This window comes from Microbulbifer harenosus (genome assembly GCF_005771435.1).
GTDB lineage: Bacteria > Pseudomonadota > Gammaproteobacteria > Pseudomonadales > Cellvibrionaceae > Microbulbifer > Microbulbifer harenosus.
In genome coordinates, this window is sequence record NZ_VANI01000007.1 from 1 (window position 1) to 25,680 (window position 25,680).

Genomic DNA, 25,680 nt, shown 5'->3' on the forward strand with positions numbered 1-25,680 from the left:
TTGCTCGGAATGCTGTACCTAGCCTCAGGATAAATCCTGAGATTTGGCGTAATTCATTGACATGAGTTACTTGCTTCCGATAAATCTTTTTCTGGCCCTTCCCAATTAAGGTCAGGGGCAGATGTTCGATCCATCACTCCGCAAGCACCCACACATATTGCTTGATCGAATTTTTAAACAACTCAGCGTGACGCTCGGTCATCACTGGGGACGCGTATTCTACACATCCGATCTGCTGAAGCAAGTGCTTTCTGGCAGACTTTTTTTGGCTTCGAAAACGTTAAACCTCAACGCTTTCGAGCACCTCGGCCACCGCTTCCGGCGACCTTCGAAGTGGCGCGCATTATAGCGACCTCTTCGACCTTGGCAAGCGCTTTCTGAAATTCTTTTTCAGGGAAAACCCTTTGAAGATCAACAGCTTACTTTGCCATCCCGCCGCGCTTTGAGTTGCCTCGTCAGCGGCGAGGGCGCGAACTATACGAATCCGACCCCGCCGGCGCAAGCACTTTTGTGACAAAACTGTAAAAAAGATTTTCCGCTTAAAAAACACTCAAAAACTGATCAGGCGGAACGGTAGAAGAGGTGGTATTTCTTTTTCCCCAGGCGAACAACATAGAAACGTTCGTGCATGGCCCTGCCACCTGCAAATACCTCTGCAGGAACGCCATTGCTGTCCATACCCACGTCAGCCCCATTCACCAAAACCGCATTGCGGCCGAGGGCATCTTTCACCTGCTTTCCTGACGGTGCCATGCCGGCATCCACCAGCAACTGAATCAGACTTTGTTCAGCGGTGAACTCGCGTGGCAACTCTGAGCTGGGCAGGCCGTCAAGGCGCAGCTGCTCCAGATCGCTCTGAGAAAGCTCTTCAATACCGCCGGAGAAAAGCGCCTGGGATATACGCTCGGCAGCCTGAAGCCCCTCCTCACCGTGAACCAGACGAGTCACCTCTTTGGCGAGTACGCCCTGCGCTTCCGGGCGCCCCTGACGCTCCGCATCCGCCTTTTCAAGCGCGTCGATGGCGTCGACACTCAGGAAAGTAAAGTAGCGCAGGAACTTGTACACATCCGCGTCCGCCGTATTCAGCCAGAACTGGTAGAAGGCGTAGGGTGATGTGCGCTTTGGGTCGAGCCAGATGGTACCGCTTTCGGTTTTACCGAATTTGGTGCCATCCGCCTTGGTGACCAGCGGCAGGGTAAGGCCGAAGACTTTTCCGCGGTGCTGGCGACGGGTGAGATCCACGCCACCGGTAATATTGCCCCACTGATCAGACCCACCGATTTGCAGGGTGCACTGATAACGCTTGTACAGCTCAGAGAAATCCATGGACTGCAGCAGGATGTAGGCAAATTCGGTGAAGGAAATACCCTCCCCTTCCCGCTGAAGCCGCTGCTTGACGGACTCTTTGTTTACCATATTGTTGACGGAGAAGTGCTTACCCACGTCTCGCAGGAAGTCGAGCACACTCAGGTCTTTGGTCCAGTCCAGGTTGTTGACAACAATGCCGGGGTTTTCAACAGCGTCGAAATCAACAAACGCGCTGACCTGCTGCTTGATTTTCTCCACCCAGCCAGCGACCACTTCCGGCGTATTGAGTGAACGCTCCTGCGCTTTGAAGGAAGGGTCGCCAATCAGGCCGGTTGCGCCGCCAACCAGTGCGATCGGTTTGTGACCTGCCGCCTGAAACCTCTTGAGTGTCAGCAGGGGAACTAGACTCCCTATGTGAAGGGAATCCGCAGTGGGATCAAAGCCGCAATAGAGTGTGCGACTCGCTTCTGCCAGGTGCTGCTCCAGTTCGCCGTCACCGGTGGCCTGATTGACCAGCCCGCGGCGCGTAAGATCTTCCAGCAGTGTCGCATCCACTCCGGCCATTGTATCCCCTTGCAGTAAGTTCATTTGCACTCAAAAGCCCCGGCAACTGGTTCCGGCGGCGAAAAATTGGGCTGCAAATGTACCGAATCCTGCGGCAAATACAAGCGCGGCCGGACGCTGGCGAACAATGGCCAGCCCCCGGAGGCGGTGGCAAAAAACGCCGGCAAGACAGAGGAACCGAATCATGGACAGACAGGTCAATTACCCCGTGAACCACGGCGGGAATTTTGTTATAAAGCCCTCTTTGTGTTCGTTTTTTAGGCATGATCGCCGGGATCACATAACAATGACTATCAGCGCCACCACCGTATAAAGCCATGCAAAATCACCGCAAAAATCCACGCCTGCTGGGCGCCCTGGGCAAACATTTCCCGAGAACCCACGCACTGGCTGCCGGTGCCGCAAGCTTCGCGCTGGCGCTCACCCTGTTCGTATCCCCTCCAGATGTAGAGGCCAAGCGCACGGCGCTGGAAGTTTCCCTCAGCCTGCCCGAAGAAGCGGCTGCAGCACCGGCACCCCTAGCACCTCAGGACACTGCCCCTCAAAGCGTGATGGAAGGGCTGCGCATCGTGCAGGAAACCGTGCGCAACGGAGACACCCTCTCCGACCTGTTCCAGCGCGCCGGCCTCAGCAATGCGGAGATGTACCAATTGCTGTCCAGCGGCAAGGAAGCCAAGCAACTGGCCAAGCTGGTACCGGGTGAAAACCTCACGTTCCAGATCGACGGGAGTGGCAGCCTGCAGAGTCTCGAGCTGCACCGCGATCGCCTCAGCAAGGTGGAGTTCAGCCGCGACAGCTCCGACGAATACAAGTACGCCCTGCATCAACGCGAAGCGGAGCGCTACACCGCGTTCCGACAGGGTGAAATCGAGAGCTCCTTGTTCGTAGACGGCAGTAAAGCTGGCCTCAGCAACAACCTGATCATGGAAATGGCCGATATCTTCGGCTCCGACATCGACTTTGCACTGGACATCCGCAAAGGCGACAGCTTCAGCGTGGTGTTTGACGAGGAGTTTCTCGACGGCGAGAAGATCGGCAACGGCGCCATTCAGGCGGTGACCTTCACCAACCAGGGCAAGACGTTCAGTGCGGTGCGCTACACCGACAGCAACGGTGACACCAACTACTACACGCCGGAAGGCAAAAGCATGCGCAAGGCGTTCATCCGCACTCCAGTGGATATTGGCCGCATCAGCTCACATTTCAATCCGCGTCGCCTGCACCCCATTTTCAAGACGCACCGCCCGCACAACGGCACCGATTACGCGGCTCCGACGGGAACACCGGTGTACTCCGCTGGTGACGGCAAAGTCATCAAGTCAGGGTACAGTAAGGCCAACGGCAACTATGTGTTCGTACAGCATGGCGAGCGCTATGTAACCCGCTACCTGCATCTGCACAAGCGCAGTGTAAAGCAGGGGCAGCGCGTGAAGCAGCGCCAGGTCATTGGCACCGTGGGCTCCACCGGTTACGCCACCGGCCCGCACCTGCACTATGAATTCCTGGTGGACGGCCACCACCGCAATCCGGCCACCATCGTGCGCCAGCTGCCGAAGGCAAAGGCGATCGCCTCTTCAGAAATGGCGCGCTTCCAGGCCCAGACCCAGCCGCTGATGGCGCAGCTCGAGCGCTATGAGCAGCCGGCACTGGCCAAGAATGAAGACGACAAAAACAAAGACAAGAAGGACTCCGTAAACTGAATGACGGATCTCTATATCGGTCTGATGTCCGGCACCAGTATCGACTCCATCGATGCGGTGCTGGTGGAGTTCTCTGAAACTGGCGACGCCCTGCAGTGCCAGACCCGGGCGGCACTCGGGTACCCTATTTCTTCGGAAATGCGCGAGGCGATCCTCGCCCTCTGCGCGCCGGGGCCCTCGGAATTGGACCGGGCCGGTCAGCTCGACCGACAGCTCGGCCAGGAGTTTGCCGCCGCCGCGCTCGCCGTTTTAAAGCAAGCCGGAGTCGCGCCCTCTGCCGTCACTGCCATAGGCAGCCACGGCCAGACCGTGCGCCACCGGCCACCGGGCAGTGTCTCCATCCCCTTCTCCCTGCAACTTGGCGACCCCAATACCATTGCCGCCCTGACCGGCATTACCACCGTAGCGGACTTCCGCCGCCGGGATATGGCATTGGGCGGTCAAGGAGCACCGCTAATGCCCGCCTTCCACAATGCGGTGTTCCGCGCCGACCGCGACCGCGCGGTAGTAAATATTGGCGGCATGGCAAACATTACCGAGCTGACAGCCAGCGGTGGCGTGCGCGGCTACGATACCGGCCCGGGCAACGCCCTTCTGGACTACTGGATCAAACTGCACCGGGGCACCGCATATGATGCCGACGGCGCCTGGGCCGCCAGCGGCAGTGTGCATCCTGAGCTTCTCAACCGGTTGATGGCCGATCCTTTTTTCGCCGCGCCAGCACCCAAGAGCACTGGCCGCGAAGCGTTCAACCCTAACTGGCTGGAGCTGGCCTGCGCCGGCATGGAACTGGCCCCCGCCGATGTCCAGGCGACACTGGCGGAAGTAACCGCGGCATCCATTGCCAACGGGGTGCACGAATTTGCCCGCGGCGGTGAATTACTAGTGTGCGGCGGCGGTGCCCGCAACCAGGATCTGATGGAGCGCCTGCGCCGGCGTCTCCCCACCTGGTTGGTGGCAGCCACGGATCAGTACGGCATTGACGCAGACTGGGTGGAAGGCGCCGGCTTTGCATGGCTGGCGCGCCAGACCATACATGGGCTCAGCGGCAACTGCCCGGCAGTCACCGGCGCGGAAAAAGAAACTATCTTGGGAGGAATCTTTCCCGCCTGACGCGGCTGTGAATCGCGTAACCGATGGGAAAGGATGGCGCCCAATACAGGATTTTCCGGGCGCTCTCGATCTATCAGATTCAGGTCTCAGATAGAGAAGGATGAACCGCAACCACAGGTGGAGGAGGCATTCGGGTTCTGCACCACAAAGCGGGAACCGGACAACCCCTCTTCATAGTCCACACTGGCACCCACCAGGTATGGGTAGCTCATGGCATCGACCAGTACCTGGATGCCATCTTTCTCGATCACGGCGTCATCTTCCGCAACCAGCTCATCAAAGGTAAAGCCGTACTGGAAGCCGGAGCAGCCGCCGCCGGTCACAAATACCCGCAGCTTCAGATCGGGATTGCCTTCCTCTTCCAGCAATCCCCTGACCTTGGCAACGGCCTTTTCGGTCACCTGGACCGGATCGGGAGAAAAGGAAACAGCTTCAGACATAGATAACTCTCGAAACAGATTCTCAGCCCCTGCCTGGGGCTGCCCACCACGAAAGGTGGTGGCGCGGGCGCATTATGGGTAAAACCCAGCAAATGGGTCAAGTATTGCCAAATTTCCCGGGTTTCACCAATGGCCGCGAATTATTCCGCTTCGGCGCTGGCTTCGGTGGAATAGCCCAACATCCGCGGCTCGCCGGCGTTGTCGACATCCACATTGGAAACCAAAGAGCCGTTGACCTGGGCACCCTTGACCATCTCGATCAGTTTGTAGTGCACATTTCCCTCGACAATAGCTTTGGAGGCAAGCTCCAGGTGGCCGCTGGCGTGCACGTCGCCTTTCACATTGCCGTTCACCACCACGTTGGGCACCCGGATCTCACCCTCGATGATACCGCCATCGACGATCTGCAGGCGCGCTTCGCTGTCGCTGTGGGCAGAGACATTGCCATTCACCCGGCCCTCGATCACCAGGTTACCGCGAAAATGCAGATCACCGGTCACCTCGGTGTGGCGGGCGATCAGCGTCGTATTGTTACCGCCGGTGTTTGCCATAATTTTCTCTTTCTTTTTCAACATGATTCAACCAAAACCTCTTGAATGGAGCGGAGCCTGGTAACTCCAGTGACGCGCAGCTGCGCCCTCAGCTTCAGCAGCTCAACTCTGCTGCACCAGCCAGCCGTAGCGCTGGTCGATATTGAAACCATTGCGCTTGCTGGACTTGAGCGACAGTTCCACACCTTCCGGCACAAAGCCCTCAGGCAACTGCAGCTCTCCCTCGATATTCTGGAAATACTTGAACCGCAGGGGGATGGATTCGCTCTCTACCTGCGGCGACAAATCCGCCAAAGCGTAGCGGCGTGACTGACCGTCCAGCTGTCCGACAATGGTGAACTGCACCGCGCCGGTCACCACCTGATGACTTGCCGCGGACTGCTGCACCAGTAACTTGTATTGATAGCGGCGCTCACCGGCATCGGAAATGCTGAAACGACCGATGGAGACACCATCGCCGCCCTCAGACGGTGCCATAATCCCGCGGTAAAAGGAGATTTCCTGGCGCAGCTCGGCGATCTGGTTTTCCTTCGCCACCAGCTCCCCGCGCAAGGACTCCCCGGCCTGCTCGCCGATAGCCACGGACTGCTCGGCCGTGGCGGCACGCACCCTCAGGGCCTCGATCTCCGCGCGCAGGTGCTCCACCTCATCCAGCGTTTTGGCATGAGCACGGGATTTTTCGTCCAGATTCCTGCTCAGCTGGTACTGGCCCGCAAAAAAGGCTCCGGCACTCGTAGAGAGCACCAGCAGGGTCACCCCCAGTACAGAGAAAACACCGTGAATGATGGGCCTGTGGGGCACCACCTTCATACGGTACTGTTTGCTGCCTTTCACTTTGCGTGTCATTGGTCTGGAATGTACTGCCTGGGTGTCGTGTATTTTGTTGTTGCCTGACTGCGCCGATTCTAAGGCAGCAGTGCCGGGCTCTCTAGCCCCTGGTTCTCATTTAAACCAAACATGATGTTCATGTTCTGGATCGCTTGTGCGGATGCGCCCTTGGCCAGGTTATCGATGACCGACAGCACCACCACAGTATCTCTCCCCTGCGGCCGCAGCACCGCCAGCCGGCACATGTTGGTGCCGCGCACGCTGCGGGTCTGTGGATGGCTGCCCGCGGGCATCACATCGACAAAGGGTTCGGACTGATAGCGCTGTTCGAACAGCTGTTGCAGCGATTCCTGGGCGGATTCCGCCGCTGCGGGATTCTCCAGTGTCGCGTACAGGGTGGCGTGAATACCGCGCACCATCGGTAGCAGGTGCGGCACAAACGTCAGCGCCACCGGGCCTCCGGCGGCGCGACTCAAACCCTGCTCGATTTCCGGCAGGTGGCGGTGGCCGGAGGCACCGTAGGCGCGGAAACTATCGTTATTCTCGGCAAACAGCAGATCTGTCTTGCCCTGGCGCCCGGCGCCGCTGGCGCCGCTGGCCGCATTCGCGATCAAACCGGTGGGTTCAATCAGCCCGGCCTCCAGCAGCGGCAGAAAGCCCAACTGAATGGACGTCGGATAGCAACCGGGGCACGCAATGAGTTGCGCGCTGGCGATCTGCGCACGGTTCACTTCCGGCAGTCCGTATACCGCCTGCGCAGCGAGTTCCGGACAGGCGTGCTGCTGGCCGTACCATTTCTCCCACGCGGGGATATCCTGCAGGCGGAAATCCGCCGACAGATCGATGATCCGCACACCGCGCGCCACCAATTCCGGCACCTGCGCCTGGGCGACACCGTGGGGAGTGGCAAAAAACACCACATCGCACTGGGCCAGCTCGTCCACTTCCGGTGCGGTGAATTTCAGATCGTAATGACCGCGGAGGCTGGGAAAGAGTTCCGCCACCGGCGTACCGGCTTCCGCGCGGGAAGTGATCGCGGTGACCTTCACCCCCGAATGCCCGGACAACAGGCGCAACAGCTCCACACCTGTATAACCTGTTCCCCCTACGATTGCCGCTTTGATGACGCTCACGCTCGCTCCTCGCTGATCATTTTCCCCAGGCTCGACGCCAGCCCCTGCTGGCGGGCGGTTGCCCCTGTATACTGAGCCGTGCACTCTACCATAAGCCAACCCGTTGACAGCCAAACACAAGTAAGGACACGCCGTGCGGCGCAGCAAGCAGCCTGATTCTTCCCCGTTTTCTCACACACGGCGCCGGCACGCCAGGCTGCTGGAGCAGCTGCAATTGCAACTGTCCTCGCAGCAGGCGCTCTCAGTGCTCATTCTGCTGGCGCTGATCATCGGCATCTGTGCAGGGCTGGTCGTCATTGGGTTCCGCCAACTGAGCGAGGCTCCCGCGATCCTGTACCTGCCGAGGGTCGACGATTTTGAATCCCTACCGGACACTTGGCGCTTCGGACTACCCGTGCTCGGCGCCCTAGTACTTGGCATCATATTTCACTGGATGGCCCCCTCCGGTCGCCCCACCGGTGTGGTCCACGTGCTCGACCGCCTGCACAATCACCAGGGCAAGATGCCGATGAAAAACGCTTTGCTGCAGTTTTTCGCCGGCGCGCTGGCGTTGCTGAGCGGTCAGTCCGTCGGCCGCGAAGGCCCCTCGGTACACCTCGGGGCCGCCACCGGCAGCTGGGTGGCGCACCGCCTGCGCCTGCCAAACAACTCGGTGCGCACTCTGCTGGCCTGCGGCGTGGCCGCAGCCATCGCGGCCTCCTTCAATACCCCGCTCGCGGGTGTGATTTTCGCAATGGAAGTGGTGATGCTGGAGTACACCGTGGCCGGCTTCCTGCCGGTGATGATCGCCGCCGTCAGCGGCACCGCGGCCAGCCGCCTGGCGTTCGGCCACCAGGCCGCATTCAGCGTACCCGCGTCGCAACTGGAATCCCTGGCGGAGCTGCCAATTCTATTCGTCTGTGCACTGGTGATCGGCGCGCTGGCCGCGTTATTCATCATCAGCCAGCGCTATCTGGTGCCACTACAGCAGCAACACTCTCCGCTGCTGCGCTTCACCCTGGTGGGCATCGCCACCGGCATTCTCGCGCTGTGGATTCCGGAAATCCTCGGCACCGGCTACGACACTTTGGAGCTGACAATGCTCGGCCAGTTGGGCGTCGCCGCGCTCGCCGTCATCGTGCTGGCGAAGCTGGCCGCCACTGCGCTCGCCACCGGCCTCGGAATTCCCGGCGGTGTCATCGGTCCCAGCCTCATTCTCGGCGCATGTATTGGCGGCGGTGCCGGGCATCTGGCCAATCACTGGCTGGGCGCAGCCACCGCAAGCCCGGGGCTCTACGCCATGGTCGGCATGGCGGCGATGATGGCGGCCCTGCTGAACGCCCCATTGGCGGCCCTGCTTGCAATCCTGGAACTCACGTATAACCCCAACGTACTGTTCCCGGCAATGATGACCATCGTGGTGGCATGCCTGGTGAGCCGACAGATCTTCGCCACCGAGGGCATTTACCAGGAATCCCTGCGGGCGCTGGGTAAGAGCGGTACCCCAAGCTGGCGTGCGCAGCTGCTGAGCCGGGTAGGCGTCACCAGTGTCATGGAACGCGCGGTGGCCATCACTCCGCCACTACTCGAGCGCACCCAGGCCGAGCGGCTGATCGAGCGGCAGCCCGCGTGGCTGCTGGTGGGAGGCGAGGACACGCCGCAGGCGCTGCGCACCGCGGATCTGGCGAATTTCCTGCAGCGGCCGAAAAAGGACAGCGAGGACGCAGAACCGGACGGCAACAGCGAGGAAAAAATCGACTTGTTGCGTCTGCCGGGCGAACGCCTGCAAATGGCCCCGATCAGTTGGCGCGCCACCCTGCTGGAAGCCCAGCAACGGCTGGAAAAGCGTGGCGCCGGCGCTCTGTATGTCGGGCGCGACTATGACCAGGGCAGCCCAGGTGTACTGGACAGCGACGTGGCGGGTATCATCCTGCCGCAACACATCGAGCATTATTACCGCCAGTGACATGCAACCAGGCACCACTGGCCACAAAAATCACAAGCCTTTAAGCCGGTTCAAATACCGGAACAGGAGCCTCCATGCTTTGGGTAAAAGCCTTCCACATTGTGTCCATGGTCTGCTGGTTTGCTGCGCTGTTCTATCTGCCACGCCTGTTCGTTTACCACGTGGATGCCACCGATGCCCTGAGCAGAGACCGTTTTTCGATCATGGAGCGGCGCCTTTACCGGGGCATCGCCACCCCATCGATGATCGCAACCATTGTCTTCGGCGGCTGGCTGATCAGCTACAACGCCGATTACTACCTGTCCGCCGGCTGGCTGCACGCCAAACTCACCGTGGTGGTGCTGCTGATCGGTTACCACCATATTTGCGGCCGCTATGTGAAGAAGTTTGCCGCCGGTACCGTACAAAAGAGCGGGCGTTTCTTCCGGGTGTTCAACGAGCTGCCGGTACTGGCGTTGCTGGCCATCGTGATACTCGCCGTGGTCAGGCCATTCTGATTCACCCGCTGGCGGGCGCGGCAGCTCTCGCAATTCTGTAACAGGGGCGCGCGAGGCCACCCGCCAATGTCCCCCTGCAGAAGTACGGGGGCTAGAATTAGGAAACCCGCGCAACACTCCCGAAAGTTCATGGATACACGCCAACCGATCGTCCTTACCGTTACCCATCACGACCCCAGCGGTAGTGCCGGTATCACGGCGGATACCGAAACAGCAGCCAGTCTCGGCTGCCACTGTGCCTCTGTGGTCACAGCGATTACCGTGGGCGACACCCGCGAGCTGATCGGCGTGGCACCGGTGGACGAGAATCTGCTGGTGGAACAGGCGCGTGCGGTGCTCGAAGACATGCCGGTGGCCGCGATCAAGATTGGCTACCTCGGGTCCGTGGAGAATGCACATGCGTTGCACAGCGTGCTGCGGGATTATCCCGACATCCCCATCGTCATCGACCCGGATGCCACCCTCGCCAACAAAGAGAGCCTGCTGGCGCCCCCCCTCTGGAAAGCCATGTGCGACCTGCTGCTGCCGCTGGCGACTCTGGTGGCGCCAAACAGACGCGAAGCGCGCGCCATGGCGGGTGAAGCGGACGTGCACGACGCACAGGCCCAGGAGCTGCTGGAGAGCGGCTGCCACTACCTGCTCTTAACCGGTGTGCCCGCCTGCGACCAACAGCTGGAAAACCGTCTGTACGACGTGCGCGGGCTGGTGCGCGAGTTCCGCTGGCAGCAGCTGCCGCCGGCCGCCTATGGTGTTTGCGGCACCCTCACCACCGCCATCGCCTGCCACATCGCCCACGGCCTGACCATACTGGAGGCAGTGAACCGCAGCCAGCAGTTCACCTGGAGCGCCATCGCCGACAGCCGCCGCCTGGGCATGGGGCGCCCGGTGCCCAACCGGTTATTCTGGACCTGCAAAGACTAGCGCGCAGCGCTCAAACCCTCTCTGCACCATTTTGCCGGCCGCACCGTTTGCGACTGCGGGCGCCGACGCGGATAATGCGCGCACATTCCATCGCGGAATTTCCCGTCACTTTCCAATTCCCAAGCGGTTTCCGAATCTTTATGAGCAAATCCGAATCCCTCTTTGCCGAAGCCCAGAAAGTCATCCCCGGCGGCGTCAACTCCCCGGTGCGCGCCTTCCGCGCGGTGGGCGGAACCCCGGTATTCATTGAGCGCGCCGAGGGCGCCTATCTTTTCGATGCCGACGAAAAACGCTACATCGACTATGTCCAGTCCTGGGGCCCGATGGTGCTGGGCCACGCGCACCCGGATGTGATCGAAGCGGTCATCGAGCAGGCCCAGTCCGGCCTCAGCTTCGGCGCGCCGACGGAACTGGAAACCGAACTGGCGGAAGAACTCTGCCGCCTGTGGCCGAACATGGAGCTGGTGCGCTTCGTCAACTCCGGCACCGAAGCCACCATGAGCGCCATCCGCCTGGCCCGCGGCCACACCGGCCGCGACAAGATCGTCAAGTTCGAGGGCTGCTACCACGGCCACTCCGATTCCTTGCTGGTGAAAGCGGGCTCCGGTGCCCTGACCATGGGTGTGCCCTCCTCCCCCGGCGTGCCGGCGGCACTGGCGGATCACACTATTACCCTGACCTACAACGATATTGAGGGCGTGAAGCAGTGCTTTGCCGAGATCGGCGAGCAGATTGCCTGCATTATCGTCGAGCCGGTGGCAGGCAATATGAACTGTATTCCGCCGGTGCCGGGCTTTCTGGAAACCCTGCGCGAGGTGTGCGACCAGTCCGGTGCGGTGCTCATTCTGGACGAGGTCATGACCGGTTTCCGCGTGAGTCTCACCGGCGCCCAGGGTTACTACGGCATTGAGGCGGACATCACCACTCTGGGCAAGGTGATCGGTGGCGGTATGCCGGTGGGTGCCTTCGGTGGCAAGCGCGAGATCATGGAAAAGATCGCACCGCTCGGCCCGGTATACCAGGCGGGTACTTTGTCGGGCAACCCGATGGCGATGGTGGCGGGCCTCGAAACCCTGCAACTGATCCAGCAGCCAGGTCTGTACGATGAACTCACCGCCAAGACCGATCGCCTGGTGGACGGTGTGCTCGCGGCCGCCAAAGAGGCCGGTATTCCTCTCACCGCCAACAAGGTGGGCAGCATGTTCGGTTTCTTCTTTACGGATGCGGAGCAGGTGAGCAACTACCAGCAGGTGATGGCCTGCGACACGGAGCGTTTCAACCGCTTCTTCCACGGCATGCTGGACGAGGGGGTGTACCTGGCCCCGGCCTCCTACGAAGCCGGCTTCATGTCCGCCGCCCACAGCGATGAGGACATCGACAATACCATCGCCGCCGCGCGTCGGGTGTTTGCCTCCCTATCCTGACAACTAGCAACGTTTCTTAAGGAGCCCCGGTGGCGGTGACGCTACCGGGTGGGGCCTTGCGAGACACGCCGTGAACCCATCCATGGGGGCTCTTCCGCGAGGACCCTCTCGCGGAAGGTCTCGCAAGGCCCCACCCGGCATCGACACCTTCACACAGCCTTCTCTGCCACCACTACCTATAAGTTTCCCAAGCCTCCTGTTGCGCAGGGAAATTGTTCCCGCTATAAAATGTATACATTTTTAACAGAGTATACATTTTATGGAGCAGGTCGCCCAACGCTCCCTCAGAGCCGATACCACACTTTCCGCCGTCAGCGCCGGCTTTGCCGCGGTGCTGGTGGGCTTTGCCAGTTCCGTGGCGATTGTGCTGCAGGCGGCGGCAGCGGCCGGCGCCAGCGAGGCGCAGATGGTCTCGTGGATCGGCGCCCTCGGCCTGGGGATGGGGCTCACCTGTATCGGCTTTTCCTGGTACTACCGCGCACCCGTAGTCACCGCCTGGTCTACACCCGGTGCAGCCCTGCTGATAACCAGCCTGAGCGGGGTCTCCCTGCCAGAAGCGGTGGGGGCGTTCCTGTTCAGCGCACTGCTGACACTGGTGCTCGGACTCTCTGGCGCTTTCGAACGCATCGCGGCGCGGGTGCCACAGCCCATTGCCAGCGCCATGCTGGCGGGCATTCTGTTGCAGTTCGGACTGTCGATTTTTACCTCGCTGCAGGCGAACCCGCCGTTGGTTGGGGCAATGCTGGTGGCCTATCTCATCGGGCGGCGTTGGCTGCCGCGCTACAGTATCCTGTTGGTGCTGACCATGGGTTTTGCGACCAGCTGGCTGCAGGGTGAGGTTCACGCGGAACAACTGGACTGGTCCATCGGGCAACTGCAGTGGGTAACACCGGCATTCAATCTCCAGGTATTGCTGGGCGTGGGCCTGCCGCTGTTCATTGTCACCATGACCTCGCAGAACCTTCCCGGTATCGCGACTCTGCGCGCCAGTGGTTACACGCGGGTACCGGTGTCACCGGTGATCGGTGGTACCGGCCTGATGTCCCTGCTGCTGGCGCCCTTCGGCGGATTTGCGTTCAATCTCGCCGCTATTTCCGCCGCCATCTGCACCGGCCCCGAAGCGCACCCGGACCCGGCGCGGCGCTATACCGCGGGAATCTACGCGGGGATTTTCTATTTGCTCGCGGGACTGTTCGGCGCCAGCGTGGTGACACTGTTTGCCGCACTGCCCCAGGCGATGATTGCCGGTGTCGCCGGGCTGGCCCTGATCGGCGTCATCGGCGCGAGTCTGGCCGGCGCCACCGCCGATACGGAGGGCCGCGAGGCCGCGGTGATCACCCTGCTGATCACCGCTTCGGGCGTCAGCTTCCTCGGCATTGGCGCCGCCTTCTGGGGGCTTGTCGGTGGCCTCACCAGCCACTGGCTACTCAAAGGAAAACGCTGATGGACCTGTATTCGCAGCTCAAGGCCGATCTGCAGCGCGGGCGCTTTGCCCCGGGCTCACCGCTGAAACAGAGCGAGCTAGCCGAGCACTACGGTGTCAGCCGCATTCCGGTGCGGGATGCGCTGGCGCGTCTGAAAAGTGAGGGCTGGCTTACCGGCCACGGCAAGCGCGGGGTGGCGGTGCCGAGGTTTGATCCACTGGAAGCCGAAGACCTGTACCTGATGCGCATGCACCTGGAGCCTTTACTGCTGTCACTTGCCGCCCCGAGCCTCAATGGCGAGCTACTCGGGCGCGCGCAGGATATTCTCGATGCCATGGAAACAACACCTCCGCTCGACGCGGCGACACTTGGCCAGCTCAACTGGCAGTTCCACACCGGCCTTTACCGCGCCGCCGGGCGCCCCACCCTGTTCAAGACTGTGGAACAGCTGCAGCGTCAGTGCGAGCGCTATATCGGCTATCAAAACCGAAGCCTCGACTACCAGAGCACCAGCCAGCGTGAGCACTATCAGTTACTGGCACTGCTGCGGCAGGGAGAGACCCGGGAAGCCTGCTCGTTGCTGGAACAACATATCGCCGCCGCCGGCCGTGTTCTCGTCGAACATCTCAAGGAACAGCAAGGCGCGGACGTTGACATGAAATAGGCGACCGATCAGGCGGCCTTCAGTGCCGCCATGATCAGCAGGCACCAGAATGCAACAGCCATCAGAGCAACTCCCGTTTTGGTATGATTGCCGCCAGCTTAGTCGCCGCCACGTGCGCGCGCCATTTCATTCTGCCCATTCGCCGGAGCATCCCCATGAGTTTCAGCCCCAATCGCGGCCCCTACCCCCACTCCCGTCCGCGCCGTCTGCGCGCCAGTGAATTCTCCCGCCGCCTGGTACGGGAAAACCGCCTGACCAGCGACGACCTGATACTGCCGCTGTTCGTGATCGAGGGCCGCGGCGAGACCCAGCAGGTGGCCTCTATGCCGGGGGTCGAACGCATGACCGTGGATCTGCTCACCGCCAAGGCGAAAGAACTGGTGAAGCTCGGCATCCCCGCCGTCGCCCTGTTCCCGGTGGTGGACGCCGCGCACAAGTCCGACGATGCCCGCGCCGCCTATGCCGTGGACGGCCTCGCCCAACGCGCGGTGCGCGCGCTGAAAGACGCCGCGCCGGAACTCGGCGTCATCACCGATGTGGCGCTTGACCCCTTCACCAGCCACGGCCAGGACGGACTGATGAACGACGCGGGTTACATCGTCAACGACGACACGGTGGAGGTGCTGGTGCAGCAGGCGCTGTCCCACGCGCAGGCCGGCGCCGATGTAGTGGCGCCGTCGGACATGATGGACGGTCGCATCGGCGCCATCCGCGTGGCGCTGGAGCGCGAGGGCCACGCCAATACCCAGATCATGTCCTACGCCGCCAAATACGCGTCCAGCTACTACGGGCCCTTCCGCGACGCGGTGGGTTCCGCCGGCAATCTCAAAGGCGCCAACAAATTCAGCTACCAGATGGACCCGGCCAATTCCGACGAGGCATTGCACGAATGCGCGCTGGACCTGGCGGAAGGCGCGGATATGATCATGGTGAAGCCGGGCATGCCCTACCTGGACGTGGTGCGTCGGGTGAAGGACGAGCTGAAGGTGCCCACCTTCGCCTATCAGGTGAGCGGAGAGTACGCCATGCACTGCGCGGCGTTTGCCAATGGCTGGCTGAATCGGGAGGCGGTGATCCTGGAATCCCTGCTGGCGTTCAAGCGCGCGGGGGCGGACGGTGTGCTGACCTATTTCGCCGAAGACGCGGCGCGCCTACTGCAGAACTAAATCGCAGCAGACCCAGGTTGATCAGACCAGGCCGAGCACGGTACAGCGGGTGATCAGCTGCCCGGCATTGCGGCAGCCGGACTTGCGCAGGATGTTCTTGCGGTGGTTCTTCACCGTGTGCACGGAGATGTGCAACTGCCCGGCGATCTCCACACTGGTGGCGCCGGCTGCAATCCGCGCCAGAATCTCCAGTTCCCGCACACTAAAATGAAGGGGCTCCGGCCCAGTGTACGGCGCAGCCATTACACCCTCCGCGCAGCGCTCACGCTGCGCCGGCGCATTGGCGGCCGGCGCAGCCATCAGTGTCTGCACGCGGCACTCCAGCGAGTTTGCCGCAGGTTTCCGTCCAGTCCCCTCGGCATCGGGGTAAAGCACCAGCCCGGCCAACCCTGTCCCCAACATATCTAACCTCTGCCTTTTCGATTTTCCCGTTCGCCGTGGCTTGCGTAAAAGCACCAGCGCTGCCGTGCCCCGCGTCGTCCCGGGCACTGGTCGACCACCGCAGTTGGCAACAGGAAAAAGGTACCGGCTCGGCGCCAGCGAAGTCTTTGAATGCTTGTGAATGTTTTTGAAGTCCCGAAATCCGGGGGCTGGCAGGCAGTCAGGAAAAATCTGGCGCGGGCCGATCAGCGCCCAGCGGGCGCGGCGGAATCTTCCGCAAACAGCGGCAAGACCAGGCTGAAAAGCTCATCAGAGGTTACCGCCACGCCGTTGCCACCGCGCTGCTGGACCAGCTGCCGCTGGGTGTCAGAGGGCATGATGGTGTAGAGGAAATACGGGGTCTCGTCGCGGCGTGCGCGCATGCGCTCCATCAGTTTGAAACCGGCGAGTGGTTCGTCGCCGCGCCCCATATCCGAGATCACCGCCTGGTAGCGATACATGGACAGCAGCGTCAGTGCATCTTCCGTATTGGTGACGATGTAAACCGCAATACCGCGGGCTTCGAAGTCGTGACGCTCGGCCAGATTGTTGCCGGGATTGTCGTCCACCCACAGAATCCGGCCGCGCACATCCGCCGCCTCGCCGATAACCAGTGGCACACCCTCGTCGGGAATCCGTCGCGCGGTGATGAAATACACCGTGGCGGCCGTGACGAGCAACAGCAGGCCCATTACACCGCACAGACGCCAGAACGAAGCGTGCGTGGTTACCGGTCGGGTTTCGGCGGCGACAGGGTGCGCTGGTGCGGTATCCGCCGCCGGAGAATTGATCGCGGGGCGCGCGGATGCCGCCGGCACTTCGCGCAGCTGGGCTACCAGTTCCGGCGCCAGGCGGTAGCCGCGCCCATGCAAGGTCTGAATCAGAGGCCCTTCATAACCCAGGTTGCGGAACAGCTTGCGGGTATCCGATACCAACCGCCCGGCAGACCAGTGCGATACCACCGTGTCTGGCCACAACCTCTCCAGCAACAGCTGCTGGCTGCAGGGTTCGGGATAGGAGTCGATCAACAGGCGCAACAGCTGCAGTTGGCGGGCATCTGCATCCACGGGGACACCGCTGGCAGTGAGATACAACTGCGCCGTATCCAGTGTGAAATTGTAGAAGCGGTATTGCATGGAACTGCCCGACTCACCCGTTTCCCGACCGGGGGCCTGTTATGCCCCGGCAATGCGCAATGGATTATGCCCCAATTGCGCACGGGACCGGAAAACCGGTAACACGCCCGGCCTGCACCGCGGCGGTTGCCTTCCCGCCGTCGAGACCGGGCGGTGTTATTGCGGATCGCTTTTGTCGCGAGATTTAGCCCGCCGCCATGACATGGCATTACAGTGCGGGACACAGCGGATGGGTTCGCCAACGGCGTGCAGATAACAAATGGCTGCTAAGGCCACTGGTCGTCGGCTTGCGGTGACCAGGGCTGGGCCTCTTCTACCGGCGCGCCGCGGCGCTGTTCTTCCTCCCTGCGCAGACGCTCTTCGAGTACGCGCCGCTCCTCCTCCGCACGGCGCTCCTCTTCAAGGTAGCGCTCCTCCTGCAGACGGCCGGATTCCTCCAGCCGGCGCTGCCGCTCTTCCTCCATCTGGGGTACTTGCTGCGGCTCTTCCCGGTAGTCTTCCCGGTACTCTTCCCGATATTCTGGCGGCGGCTCCTGGGGAACGCCCTGCTCGTCCTGCCACTGCTCCTGCTCCAGCTGTTCGCGCAACTGGCGCTCACGCTGGCGCTGCTGTTCCTCCCTGCGCTGCTGTTCCGGGTCTATGCCCCAGCCGGGAGTCATATCCTCCCGCGGCGCCACCTCCCTGTCGTCGCGGTCGAACCAGTTGCGGAACCAGCCGCGGCTCTGGCAGCGGGGGTCGGTCTGCAGGCGGCTTTCGTCGGAGATCGGCAGCTCGCGGCCGCCCTGGCAGTGCTTCGGGTCCATGTATTCGCCCTTGTCGTTCAGCGGCTTCCACTCCACCCCGCGCGGGGGCTGGATGCGGCCGTGGCGATGGGGCAGCTTGCGCATAATGTCGGTCCACACCGTGAGCGCGCCGGTGGCGCCGGTGAGGCTGGTGCGCTGGTTGTCGTCGCGCCCCAGCCATACCACCGCTGTCACTCCGGGGCTGAAACCGGCAAACCAGCTGTCGCGATAGTCGTTGGTAGTGCCGGTCTTGCCGGCAAACGGCACGCTGTTGGGCAGGCGCCGGTAGGCGCTCTTGGCGGTGCCCTCGCGCATCACCTGCTCGAGGCCGTAGCGCAACAGGTACACCGGCACCTCATCTACACCGCGGTTGGATTTGGAGCGGAAACGCTGCACCTGGGATCCGTCGGCATCGGACACCGCCAGCAGCGTGCGCGGTTCCACATGCTCACCGCCGTTGGCGAGGGTCTGATACATGCTGGCCACCTCAAACGGGGTCAACTCCGCGGTGCCGAGAAACAGCGACGGCACCCGCGGCAGGTCGGACTGTACTCCGAGCCTGCGCATGGTCTGGCGCACATTCTCGATACCGAGATCGAGACCCAGTCGCGCGGTGGCGAGGTTGTAGGAGCGCGACAGCGCCACATACAGCGGCACCAGACCGTGGCTGCGGTTGCCAAAGTTGGACGGCATCCACACCTGGCCATCTGCGGCCACTTCGCGAATCGGCGCATCGTCGATCAAGGTACCCAGGTTGTACTGGTGCGCCCGCTCCAGGGCGGTGAGATACACCGCGGGTTTGACCAGCGAACCGATCTGGCGACGCGCCTCCAGCGCGCGGTTGAAGCCCGGGTAGTGCGGGCGGCGGTCACCCACCATCGCCAGTACGTTGCCGGTGTGGTTTTCCAGAATCACCGTGGCGGCCTGCAGGGAATCCTTCTGGATGCCGCGGTCTTTCTCCAGTTGGCTCACGCCCTGGCTCACGGCTTTTTCCGCCAGATCCTGGATCGACGGTGCCAGCGTGGTGTAGACGCGCAGGCCCGCGGTGCGCAGTTCCTCTACGGAATAGTAGGGGCGGAGCTCCTCCAGCAGGCGCTCGGTGAACGCCGGATAGGGATTCTGCGCGGTGTCGCCGGCGGAGACCACTTCCAGCGGTTTCTTGATCAGGCGGGCGTGCTGCTCGGGAGTAATCAGCTCCTGCTCCAGCATCACATCCAATACGGTGTTGCGACGCTCCAGTGCGCGCTTGGGATTGCGCCAGGGATTGTAATAGGACGCGCCCTTGGCGAGGCCCACCAGCAAAGCAATCTGGTGCGGCTCCAGCTGGTTCAGGGGCTTCTGGAAATAGAACTCGGAGGCGAGGCCAAACCCGTAAATCGCGCGGCTGCCCTGCTGCCCCAGCCACACCTCATTGATGTACTCCTGCAGGATATAGGCCTTGTCGTAATGGACCTCCATCAGGATCGCCATCAGCGCTTCATTGAATTTGCGCCACAGGCTGGGTTTGTGGTCGAAGAAAATGTTCTTCACCAGCTGCTGGGTGATGGTAGAACCGCCCTGTACCACGCCGCCGGCCTTGACGTTGGCCACCATGGCGCGCGCGATACCGCGGGGCGACACCCCGAAGTGGTGCACGAAATCCTGGTCCTCCACCGCGATCAGGGTGGCGCCGAGCAGCGGCGGAATCTCCTCGATCCGCACCGGATTGCGATCGTCGCCGCCGCCCAGCAGGGTGCCGATGGGCGCCGCGTCAAGGCGGAACTCCTTGATACGGGCGCCGCTCTCGTCGCGCAGGTTGCTCAGTTCGTCATTGCGCAGGCGGAACTGCACCTTGGCCGCAGCCTCGCGCTTGTCCGCGTGAATAAAGTCCCGGCGCCATACCAGGTATTCCATGCCGTCGCGCTGCCACTGTCCGGGCTCCTCGACCTGCGCGACTTTTTTGTAATTGAGCGCGGCAAACTCGGATTCCAGTTCGTCCGGGCGCATCACCATACCTTCCCGCAGGACCAGCGGGCGCGCGAACACCCGCGCCGGCAATTGGTATTGGCGGCTGTCGAGACGCTCGCGCAGCTGCACATCCAGCCACACCATATACGCGGCCAGGGCCAGCACCCCGAGCAGGGCCAACACCGCCAGGCGTCCGATCCAGCGCCGCAGCCGGCCAGAAGAATGATTTTGACGTTTCTCGTTAGAACGTCGCTTGTTTGATGCCATATCGCTACAGATTAACTCTTTGCTATGAATTCAATATAGATGTGCGGCAGGTGCGAAGTGACCGCAACCGGGGCAGTTATAGCCGGCATTTATAAGGTCGGCCCCGTACAAGTCAAATCCGACCGGTCACAGACCGTGAGCGGCACGCACTTGCACTGGCCCCATCCCTCGCCATAATGCGGCGAACGCCCGCAACCCGGGCCAGATATCGCAACAGTTCAGAATCGCAACGGAATTACTATGCACCAGTACGACCTCTACGGCATCGGCGCCGCCCTTCTCGATACGGAAATTGAAGTCACCGACAGCGACCTCGCGTCCCTCGGCGTCGACAAGGGAGTCATGACACTGGTGGACGACGCGCGCCAGCAGCAACTGGTGAACGACCTCAGCGACCACATGGTCACCGCCAGCCACGCCTGCGGCGGCTCCGGCGCCAACACCGTCATCGCCGCCAGCTACTTCGGCCTCAGCACCTTCTATTCCTGCAAAGTGGCCGACGACGACAACGGCGACTTCTACCGCGACAACCTCGCCGCCGCCGGGGTCGACTACCCCAAAGCCCTGCACAACGCCGACACCGGCACCACCGGCAAATGCCTGGTACTCATCACCCCCGACGCCGAGCGCAGCATGAACACCTACCTCGGCATCAGCGCCGAGCTCTCGGTAGCAGAAATCGACTCAGACGCCCTCACCCAGTCCCGCTGGATCTACCTCGAAGGCTACCTCGTCTCCTCCCCCACCGGCCGCGCCGCCGCCATCGCACTGCGCAAGCAAGCCGAAACCGCCGGCGTAAAAACTGCCCTGAGCCTATCCGACCCCATGATGGTGCAACTGTTCCACGACGGCCTCAAAGAAATGATCGGCGAGCGCGTCGACCTACTGTTCTGCAACCGCGACGAAGCCCTCAAATTCAGCCAGACCGATTCCCTAGACCAGGCCGCCCAGACCCTGCGCAACCACAGCCGCGCCTTCGCCATCACCCTCGGCGCCGACGGCGCCCTGCTGTGGGACGGCGAACAGGAATACCGGGTCACCGCCCCCAAGGTCAAAGCCATCGACACCAACGGCGCCGGCGACATGTTCGCGGGTGCGTTCCTGTACGGAATCAATCGGGAAATGGGTTTTGTGGAAGCCGGCGAACTCGCCTGTCGTGCCGCCGCACAGGTAGTCAGTCAGTATGGGCCGAGATTGCGCCCGGAGCAGCACAGGGAGCTGCTGGCGCAGGCGGTAAATATTTAAGAAAGATGCTAACGAAGTAAAAACTCAAAAGCGAAGGCAGAGTGCCGGGTAAGGGTTTTCAGGATCGTCGGCAACAGGGATGTTGCCGACGAAGCGTACAGGGATGTATTCACAGCGGTCCTGAAAACCCTTACCCGGTGCTCTGCCGCCACCGGGCCAGCTTCAAAAAACACCCAAAAGTCAGTTCACGGAAGAGGAAGGCCGGGGCCCACTGATCTCAGGCAGACAGGCGGCAGCGGCAATACCAAATCCCTGCGCATAATCCACCCCCATCAAGCGCAGCTTCTCCAGCAATTCCGGCGTCTCCGCAAACTCCGCAATGGTGCTGATCCCCATGCGCTTCGCCAAGTGATCCACCGTACTCACCATCGCACTGTCGATCTCATCCTCCAGCATATTGCGCACAAAGGAACCGTCGATCTTCAGATAATCCACCGGCAACTGCCGCAGATACGCCAGCGACGACGCCCCGCGGCCAAAATCATCCAACGCAAAACTGCACCCCGCCGCACGCAACTTGTGAATAAACACCAGCGCCCGATCCAGATTATTGATCGCACTCGTCTCAGTAATCTCAAACTGCACCCGCGACGGCGCCACCCCAGCCTCCGTCAGCTCCCGCAACACAAAATCCGCAAACAACTCATCGCCGAGACTAATGCCCGAAATATTAATCGCATAATGGAAACCCGCCGCCCCACTGCTCTGCTCCAGCGCCATATAGCGGAAAATCTTGCGGATCACCCAGCGGTCCACCTCATCGATAATCCCATAGCGCTCCGCCGCCGGCAGGAACAGCCCCGGCGAAATCACATCGCCATCGCGCCCCTGCATACGCACCAGCACTTCATAGTGGTGCACCCGATTCTTATCCTGCAGCGCCACCACCGGCTGGCGGTACAGCAACAACCGGTCCTCGCGGATCGCAGCGTGTATCTCCGCAAGCCACGTACTTTCACGCCGCTTCGCCAGCGCCTTGCGCGAATCTCCGAAAAACTTCACCCGGTTGCGGCCCTGATCCCGCGCCGCGCTGCAGGCATCATTAGCCGAAGCCAACAGCTGACTGGCGGGCGGCGCGCGGTGATCCACGCTCACCGCACCAATCGACAGCGCCGGCCGGGTTTCGCTGTCTTCCCACTGGAACACAAACCCGTTCACCGCCTCGCGTAAACGGGTGACGATGCGCTTGGCCTCCTCCAGAGTGCAGTCCCTCAATAGCAGAGCGAATTCATCACTACCGACGCGGCCGAGCAGGTCGCCCTCGCCCAGACAGCGAGTGAGAATTTTCGTCAGCGCGATCAACAGCGCATCGCCGGCGCTGTAGCCCAAGGTATCGTTGACCACCTTGAACTGATAGACATCGAGATACAGCAGGATATGGTGCTGGCGGGGACTGGCACCGGAACCGAGCAGCTGTTGCAACGCGTGCTCGAACGTCTGTCGATTCGGGAGATGGGTTAACGCATCGTGGCTGCTCTGCCAGCTGAGCCGGGAGGAAATGCGGCGCACTTCCGAGGTGTGGCGCAACACCAGCACATAACCTTTTAGATTTACCCCCTCCCGCAGACAGTGGATCACCACACTCACTTCAAGCAACGTGCCGCCTTCCCGGCGAATATTGCCGCGCAGCTCGCGCCGGCTGGGAATGCTGCCCGCCGCCACGCCGGAATCCAGCCCCAGATCCAAGCGCTCACCGCCATCGCCATAGAGCAGCAGACTGCTGGCGAGCAGCTGCCCCGGCAGCAACCCCACCAGACTGCCACACAGTTCACTGGCCAGAGGATTGCTGTAGCGGATGCGGCCGTATGGGTCGGTGACCACCACGCCATCGGCCACTTCACCCAACGCCAGCTCTGCGGCCGCAGGGCAAAGATAGCCACCGTCAGGCTCACCTTCATCAGTGTCTGCCAGCAGGCTGTGAAATGCGGCGTTTTTCGGTGTGAACTCAGTCAATGGAATTCCATCAGAACCGGCATTGGCGTCCGGTCTTTGCCGTGGCGGCCCCAGAGGGGACCGCAGATTTTTTTGTCACCAGGAACATTGTTTTTCGTTGCAGAAAAATAATAACGGCATATTCGCTGGCGCGGAAACCTCTCTGATTACCCTGCGGCCTTTTGTGATTCGAGTCACAGCCGCAGGGTTCCAGGGGCCTCATCCGCGCCACTTGCGATTACAGGTGCTGGCGCAGGAAGGACTTCAGTTTTTCATCTTCAAAAGCACGCTGCAGGGTAGCACTCAACAACTGGTTGAGGTTTGCTTCCACTTCCTCGCGGCTCGGCTTGATCAGGTTGCGGTCCTTGCCACTGGTACTGTAGTTGCCGTAGAAGGTCGCCCCTTTCACCGACACCTGCAGCTGAATGGACGCACCGGAGTCCACCTTGGTGGTATACAGCTTGTTGGGACTGTCGTAGCTCAGATCCGTCAGATTCGCCACTACCTGCACATCGCCGCCGCTCTGCACGCCGCGGAAAGACCAGGCCTCCAGCCCCTGATACAAAGCCGTGGCCATGGCCTGCTCGATATCGTTGCCCAGGGTGACATTGGAAGAATCTGCGTAAATGCCGCCGAGGGAGCCGAGCCCACCACCGGCCAGCTGGTTGGCACCGCGGGCATACACCGTGTAGCCGGCACCGATATTGTCCGGAGCCACCTGCACTTCCGGTTTCACCACAACCTGCACCGGGCTGTGGGCACAGGCGCCGAGCATGACAGCAAAACCCGTCACCAGTACTGCGGCCAGTTTTTTCATGATCAACTCTCCCCTACTCCTTAAATGGTTCACAAATTCGACGCTTAATCCCCGTCACGGTCATCCGTGGTGGTGTCCGCGATGGTGTTCTTCCTCTTTTCCATTGGCCGCCGGCGACTTATCTGCCTGTGCAAGTCCGTGCACCGGCAGCGTCACCTCGCGGGCGGAACCGTCGGCAAACACCAGGCGCAGGGTCAGGGATTGCCCCGCCCTCAGCGCTACACCGCGGATCATCAGATGGGTTGCGCCGGGGCGCATTTCAATGGCGCCATGTCCCGGCAGAGGAATTTCCTTCAGTGCGCGCATGCGACTCACCCCCGCCACCTCCTCGGTGGTGTGCAGCTCGACACTGGCCTGCGGATGTGCCGGCAGCTCCACCCGCCGGAGCACCCGCGCCCGCCCGGAGAGTTCGCGCAGGGACAGATAAGCGGCCCCCATGGGCGCACCCGGGGGCATTTCGCGGGCATAGCCACTTGCCTCAATCTCCCCAACCAGCCCGGTTTCCGCAGCCGCGACGCCCACCCCAGCGAGCAGGCTGCACAGCAGTAACGTGCACATTTTTTTCAACACCGCTGTTTTCTGATCCGCGGAAATTCTGCTCACTGCCGCCCCCTTTTCAGTTTGCCGTACGGCTGGAAGTCACTGGCTCTTTTGTAACAGTAATCGCGGCGCATTGCCGAGCTTTATATCACCGCGCACCCGGTATCCGGGCACCGCCTCGCGCAGCTGGCTGTACACCCAGCGTCCTTCGGCATCATTGCGGGCGACGATGATGACCCGCAAATCGTGCGCGCGAATGCGCTCCGCCACGCTTTTCAGCATCTGCACCATCTCATCGGAGCGCGCGGTTAACGGCGCCACCGGCAGCGTCACGGTCTGTGCGCCCGGCCCTTCAAGGGCGATATCCTGCTCCGCGCGGCGCTGTTCCCGCTGCAGCTGGCTGCGCACCTCTTTCGATAATGGATTGCCGGGGGCAATCTGGTCCGCGGTGTTGAGTAGGCTGCCCGCGCGCCCGAACGCGCGCTGGCGCAGCGCGTCGCGGGCCTGCTCCACCAACTGCATCACCAGAGTCTGGATGCCGGCGGCGGCCTGGGTATTGCCCGGATCCAGCTGCTGCACCTGCAGATAGAAGTCATAGGCGCTGGCACCCGCGGGCATGGTGATAAAGCCTTCTCGCTGCGCCTCCTCTGCGCGCTGCAGGAAATGGCGCACGGTGCGTTCACGGATTTCCTCCGGTGTCGGCCCCGCCGGCCGCGAGGGTTCGGGCGGCGGTAGTACCGGTGCCGGGGCGGGCGGCGGCGTGGTGCAGCCGGCCGCCAGGGTCAGCAACAACGCCCCAGATACTGAGACCACGCACCGCCACCGCTGTGGGCTTACGCGGGCTACACCGAGTCTTTCGACGGAGAATCGGTTATTTACGGAATATGCGATCGGATTCACTTTTCTGACGTCTACC

Annotated in this window: 22 protein-coding genes; 10 read left to right on the top strand and 12 right to left on the bottom strand. The window is 61.8% G+C overall.

The features are described from left to right. Positions 1-561 precede the first annotated feature (561 nt). On the bottom strand, positions 562-1,872 hold the full coding sequence (gene tyrS, locus FDY93_RS06615; protein WP_138235139.1) for a tyrosine--tRNA ligase: 1,311 nt from the start codon (positions 1,870-1,872) through the stop codon (positions 562-564). Between the two features lie 317 nt (positions 1,873-2,189). Between tyrS and FDY93_RS06620 the strand changes: the two genes are divergently transcribed. Together FDY93_RS06620 and FDY93_RS06625 are read left to right on the top strand one after the other, a co-directional pair. After that, positions 2,190-3,572 carry a peptidoglycan DD-metalloendopeptidase family protein gene (locus tag FDY93_RS06620; RefSeq protein ID WP_138234970.1) on the top strand — a complete coding sequence of 461 codons (1,383 nt, stop codon included), beginning with the start codon at positions 2,190-2,192 and terminating at the stop codon, positions 3,570-3,572. Further along, positions 3,573-4,685 carry an anhydro-N-acetylmuramic acid kinase gene (locus tag FDY93_RS06625; protein ID WP_138234971.1) on the top strand — a complete coding sequence of 371 codons (1,113 nt, stop codon included), beginning with the start codon at positions 3,573-3,575 and terminating at the stop codon, positions 4,683-4,685. It begins immediately after the preceding gene. A gap of 86 nt (positions 4,686-4,771) precedes the next feature. On the opposite strand, the gene erpA is transcribed toward FDY93_RS06625, so the two are convergent. The 4 genes from erpA to argC all read right to left on the bottom strand — a co-directional run bounded on the left by erpA (position 4,772) and on the right by argC (position 7,637). Continuing rightward, entirely contained in the window at positions 4,772-5,125 is a 354-nt protein-coding gene (gene erpA, locus FDY93_RS06630) for an iron-sulfur cluster insertion protein ErpA (RefSeq protein ID WP_138234972.1), read from the bottom strand. A gap of 140 nt (positions 5,126-5,265) precedes the next feature. After that, entirely contained in the window at positions 5,266-5,676 is a 411-nt protein-coding gene (locus FDY93_RS06635; RefSeq protein ID WP_240913981.1) for a bactofilin family protein, read from the bottom strand. Positions 5,677-5,778: 102 nt separating this feature from the next. After that, on the bottom strand, positions 5,779-6,510 hold the full coding sequence (locus FDY93_RS06640) for a DUF6776 family protein (protein ID WP_240913982.1): 732 nt from the start codon (positions 6,508-6,510) through the stop codon (positions 5,779-5,781). A gap of 71 nt (positions 6,511-6,581) precedes the next feature. Further along, the gene (gene argC / locus FDY93_RS06645; RefSeq protein WP_138234975.1) at positions 6,582-7,637 is read right to left on the bottom strand and encodes an N-acetyl-gamma-glutamyl-phosphate reductase; all 1,056 of its coding nucleotides are present in this window, start codon (positions 7,635-7,637) and stop codon (positions 6,582-6,584) included. A 214-nt stretch (positions 7,638-7,851) separates the two neighbouring features. On the opposite strand from argC, the gene FDY93_RS06650 reads away from it, so the two are divergent. The 7 genes from FDY93_RS06650 (at position 7,852) to hemB (ending at position 15,678) form a co-directional block, all read left to right on the top strand. Continuing rightward, on the top strand, positions 7,852-9,582 hold the full coding sequence (locus FDY93_RS06650) for a chloride channel protein (protein WP_240913983.1): 1,731 nt from the start codon (positions 7,852-7,854) through the stop codon (positions 9,580-9,582). A 74-nt stretch (positions 9,583-9,656) separates the two neighbouring features. Then, a complete protein-coding gene (gene hemJ, locus FDY93_RS06655) occupies positions 9,657-10,079 on the top strand; it encodes a protoporphyrinogen oxidase HemJ (protein WP_138234976.1) in 423 nt (140 codons plus the stop codon). 129 nt (positions 10,080-10,208) lie between these two features. Next, a complete protein-coding gene (gene thiD, locus FDY93_RS06660) occupies positions 10,209-11,000 on the top strand; it encodes a bifunctional hydroxymethylpyrimidine kinase/phosphomethylpyrimidine kinase (protein WP_138234977.1) in 792 nt (263 codons plus the stop codon). Between the two features lie 140 nt (positions 11,001-11,140). Next, a complete protein-coding gene (gene hemL / locus FDY93_RS06665) occupies positions 11,141-12,424 on the top strand; it encodes a glutamate-1-semialdehyde 2,1-aminomutase (RefSeq protein WP_138234978.1) in 1,284 nt (427 codons plus the stop codon). A gap of 259 nt (positions 12,425-12,683) precedes the next feature. Next, positions 12,684-13,868 (top strand): benzoate/H(+) symporter BenE family transporter, encoded by a 1,185-nt coding sequence (locus FDY93_RS06670; protein ID WP_138234979.1) that lies wholly within the window; start codon positions 12,684-12,686, stop codon positions 13,866-13,868. Beyond that, positions 13,868-14,512: a GntR family transcriptional regulator gene (locus FDY93_RS06675; protein WP_138234980.1), complete on the top strand. Its 645-nt coding sequence runs from the start codon at positions 13,868-13,870 to the stop codon at positions 14,510-14,512. Before FDY93_RS06670 ends, FDY93_RS06675 begins: the two co-directional genes overlap by 1 nt. Positions 14,513-14,667: 155 nt before the next feature. After that, entirely contained in the window at positions 14,668-15,678 is a 1,011-nt protein-coding gene (gene hemB, locus FDY93_RS06680; RefSeq protein WP_138234981.1) for a porphobilinogen synthase, read from the top strand. Between the two features lie 21 nt (positions 15,679-15,699). Here the strand turns inward: hemB and FDY93_RS06685 are convergent, their stop codons facing one another. From FDY93_RS06685 to mrcB, 3 genes are all read right to left on the bottom strand, one after another. Next, positions 15,700-15,990: a response regulator transcription factor gene (locus FDY93_RS06685; RefSeq protein WP_220446124.1), complete on the bottom strand. Its 291-nt coding sequence runs from the start codon at positions 15,988-15,990 to the stop codon at positions 15,700-15,702. A gap of 314 nt (positions 15,991-16,304) precedes the next feature. Further along, positions 16,305-17,234 (bottom strand): winged helix-turn-helix domain-containing protein, encoded by a 930-nt coding sequence (locus FDY93_RS06690; protein WP_138234983.1) that lies wholly within the window; start codon positions 17,232-17,234, stop codon positions 16,305-16,307. A gap of 266 nt (positions 17,235-17,500) precedes the next feature. After that, complete coding sequence (mrcB, locus tag FDY93_RS06695; RefSeq protein WP_246068491.1) at positions 17,501-20,146, bottom strand: penicillin-binding protein 1B; 2,646 nt, start codon at positions 20,144-20,146, stop codon at positions 17,501-17,503. A 324-nt stretch (positions 20,147-20,470) separates the two neighbouring features. On the opposite strand from mrcB, the gene FDY93_RS06700 reads away from it, so the two are divergent. Continuing rightward, positions 20,471-21,475: an adenosine kinase gene (locus tag FDY93_RS06700; RefSeq protein WP_138234985.1), complete on the top strand. Its 1,005-nt coding sequence runs from the start codon at positions 20,471-20,473 to the stop codon at positions 21,473-21,475. Between the two features lie 180 nt (positions 21,476-21,655). On the opposite strand, the gene FDY93_RS06705 is transcribed toward FDY93_RS06700, so the two are convergent. From FDY93_RS06705 to FDY93_RS06720, 4 genes are all read right to left on the bottom strand, one after another. After that, entirely contained in the window at positions 21,656-23,428 is a 1,773-nt protein-coding gene (locus FDY93_RS06705) for a putative bifunctional diguanylate cyclase/phosphodiesterase (RefSeq protein WP_138234986.1), read from the bottom strand. 217 nt (positions 23,429-23,645) lie between these two features. Next, a complete protein-coding gene (locus FDY93_RS06710; RefSeq protein ID WP_138234987.1) occupies positions 23,646-24,224 on the bottom strand; it encodes a YajG family lipoprotein in 579 nt (192 codons plus the stop codon). A gap of 60 nt (positions 24,225-24,284) precedes the next feature. Next, positions 24,285-24,827, bottom strand: coding sequence for a copper chaperone PCu(A)C (locus FDY93_RS06715; RefSeq protein ID WP_138234988.1), 543 nt, complete (start codon positions 24,825-24,827; stop codon positions 24,285-24,287). A gap of 36 nt (positions 24,828-24,863) precedes the next feature. Continuing rightward, positions 24,864-25,577, bottom strand: a complete 714-nt coding sequence (locus FDY93_RS06720; protein WP_246068492.1) for an N-acetylglucosaminyltransferase — start codon at positions 25,575-25,577, stop codon at positions 24,864-24,866. Positions 25,578-25,680 lie beyond the last annotated feature (103 nt).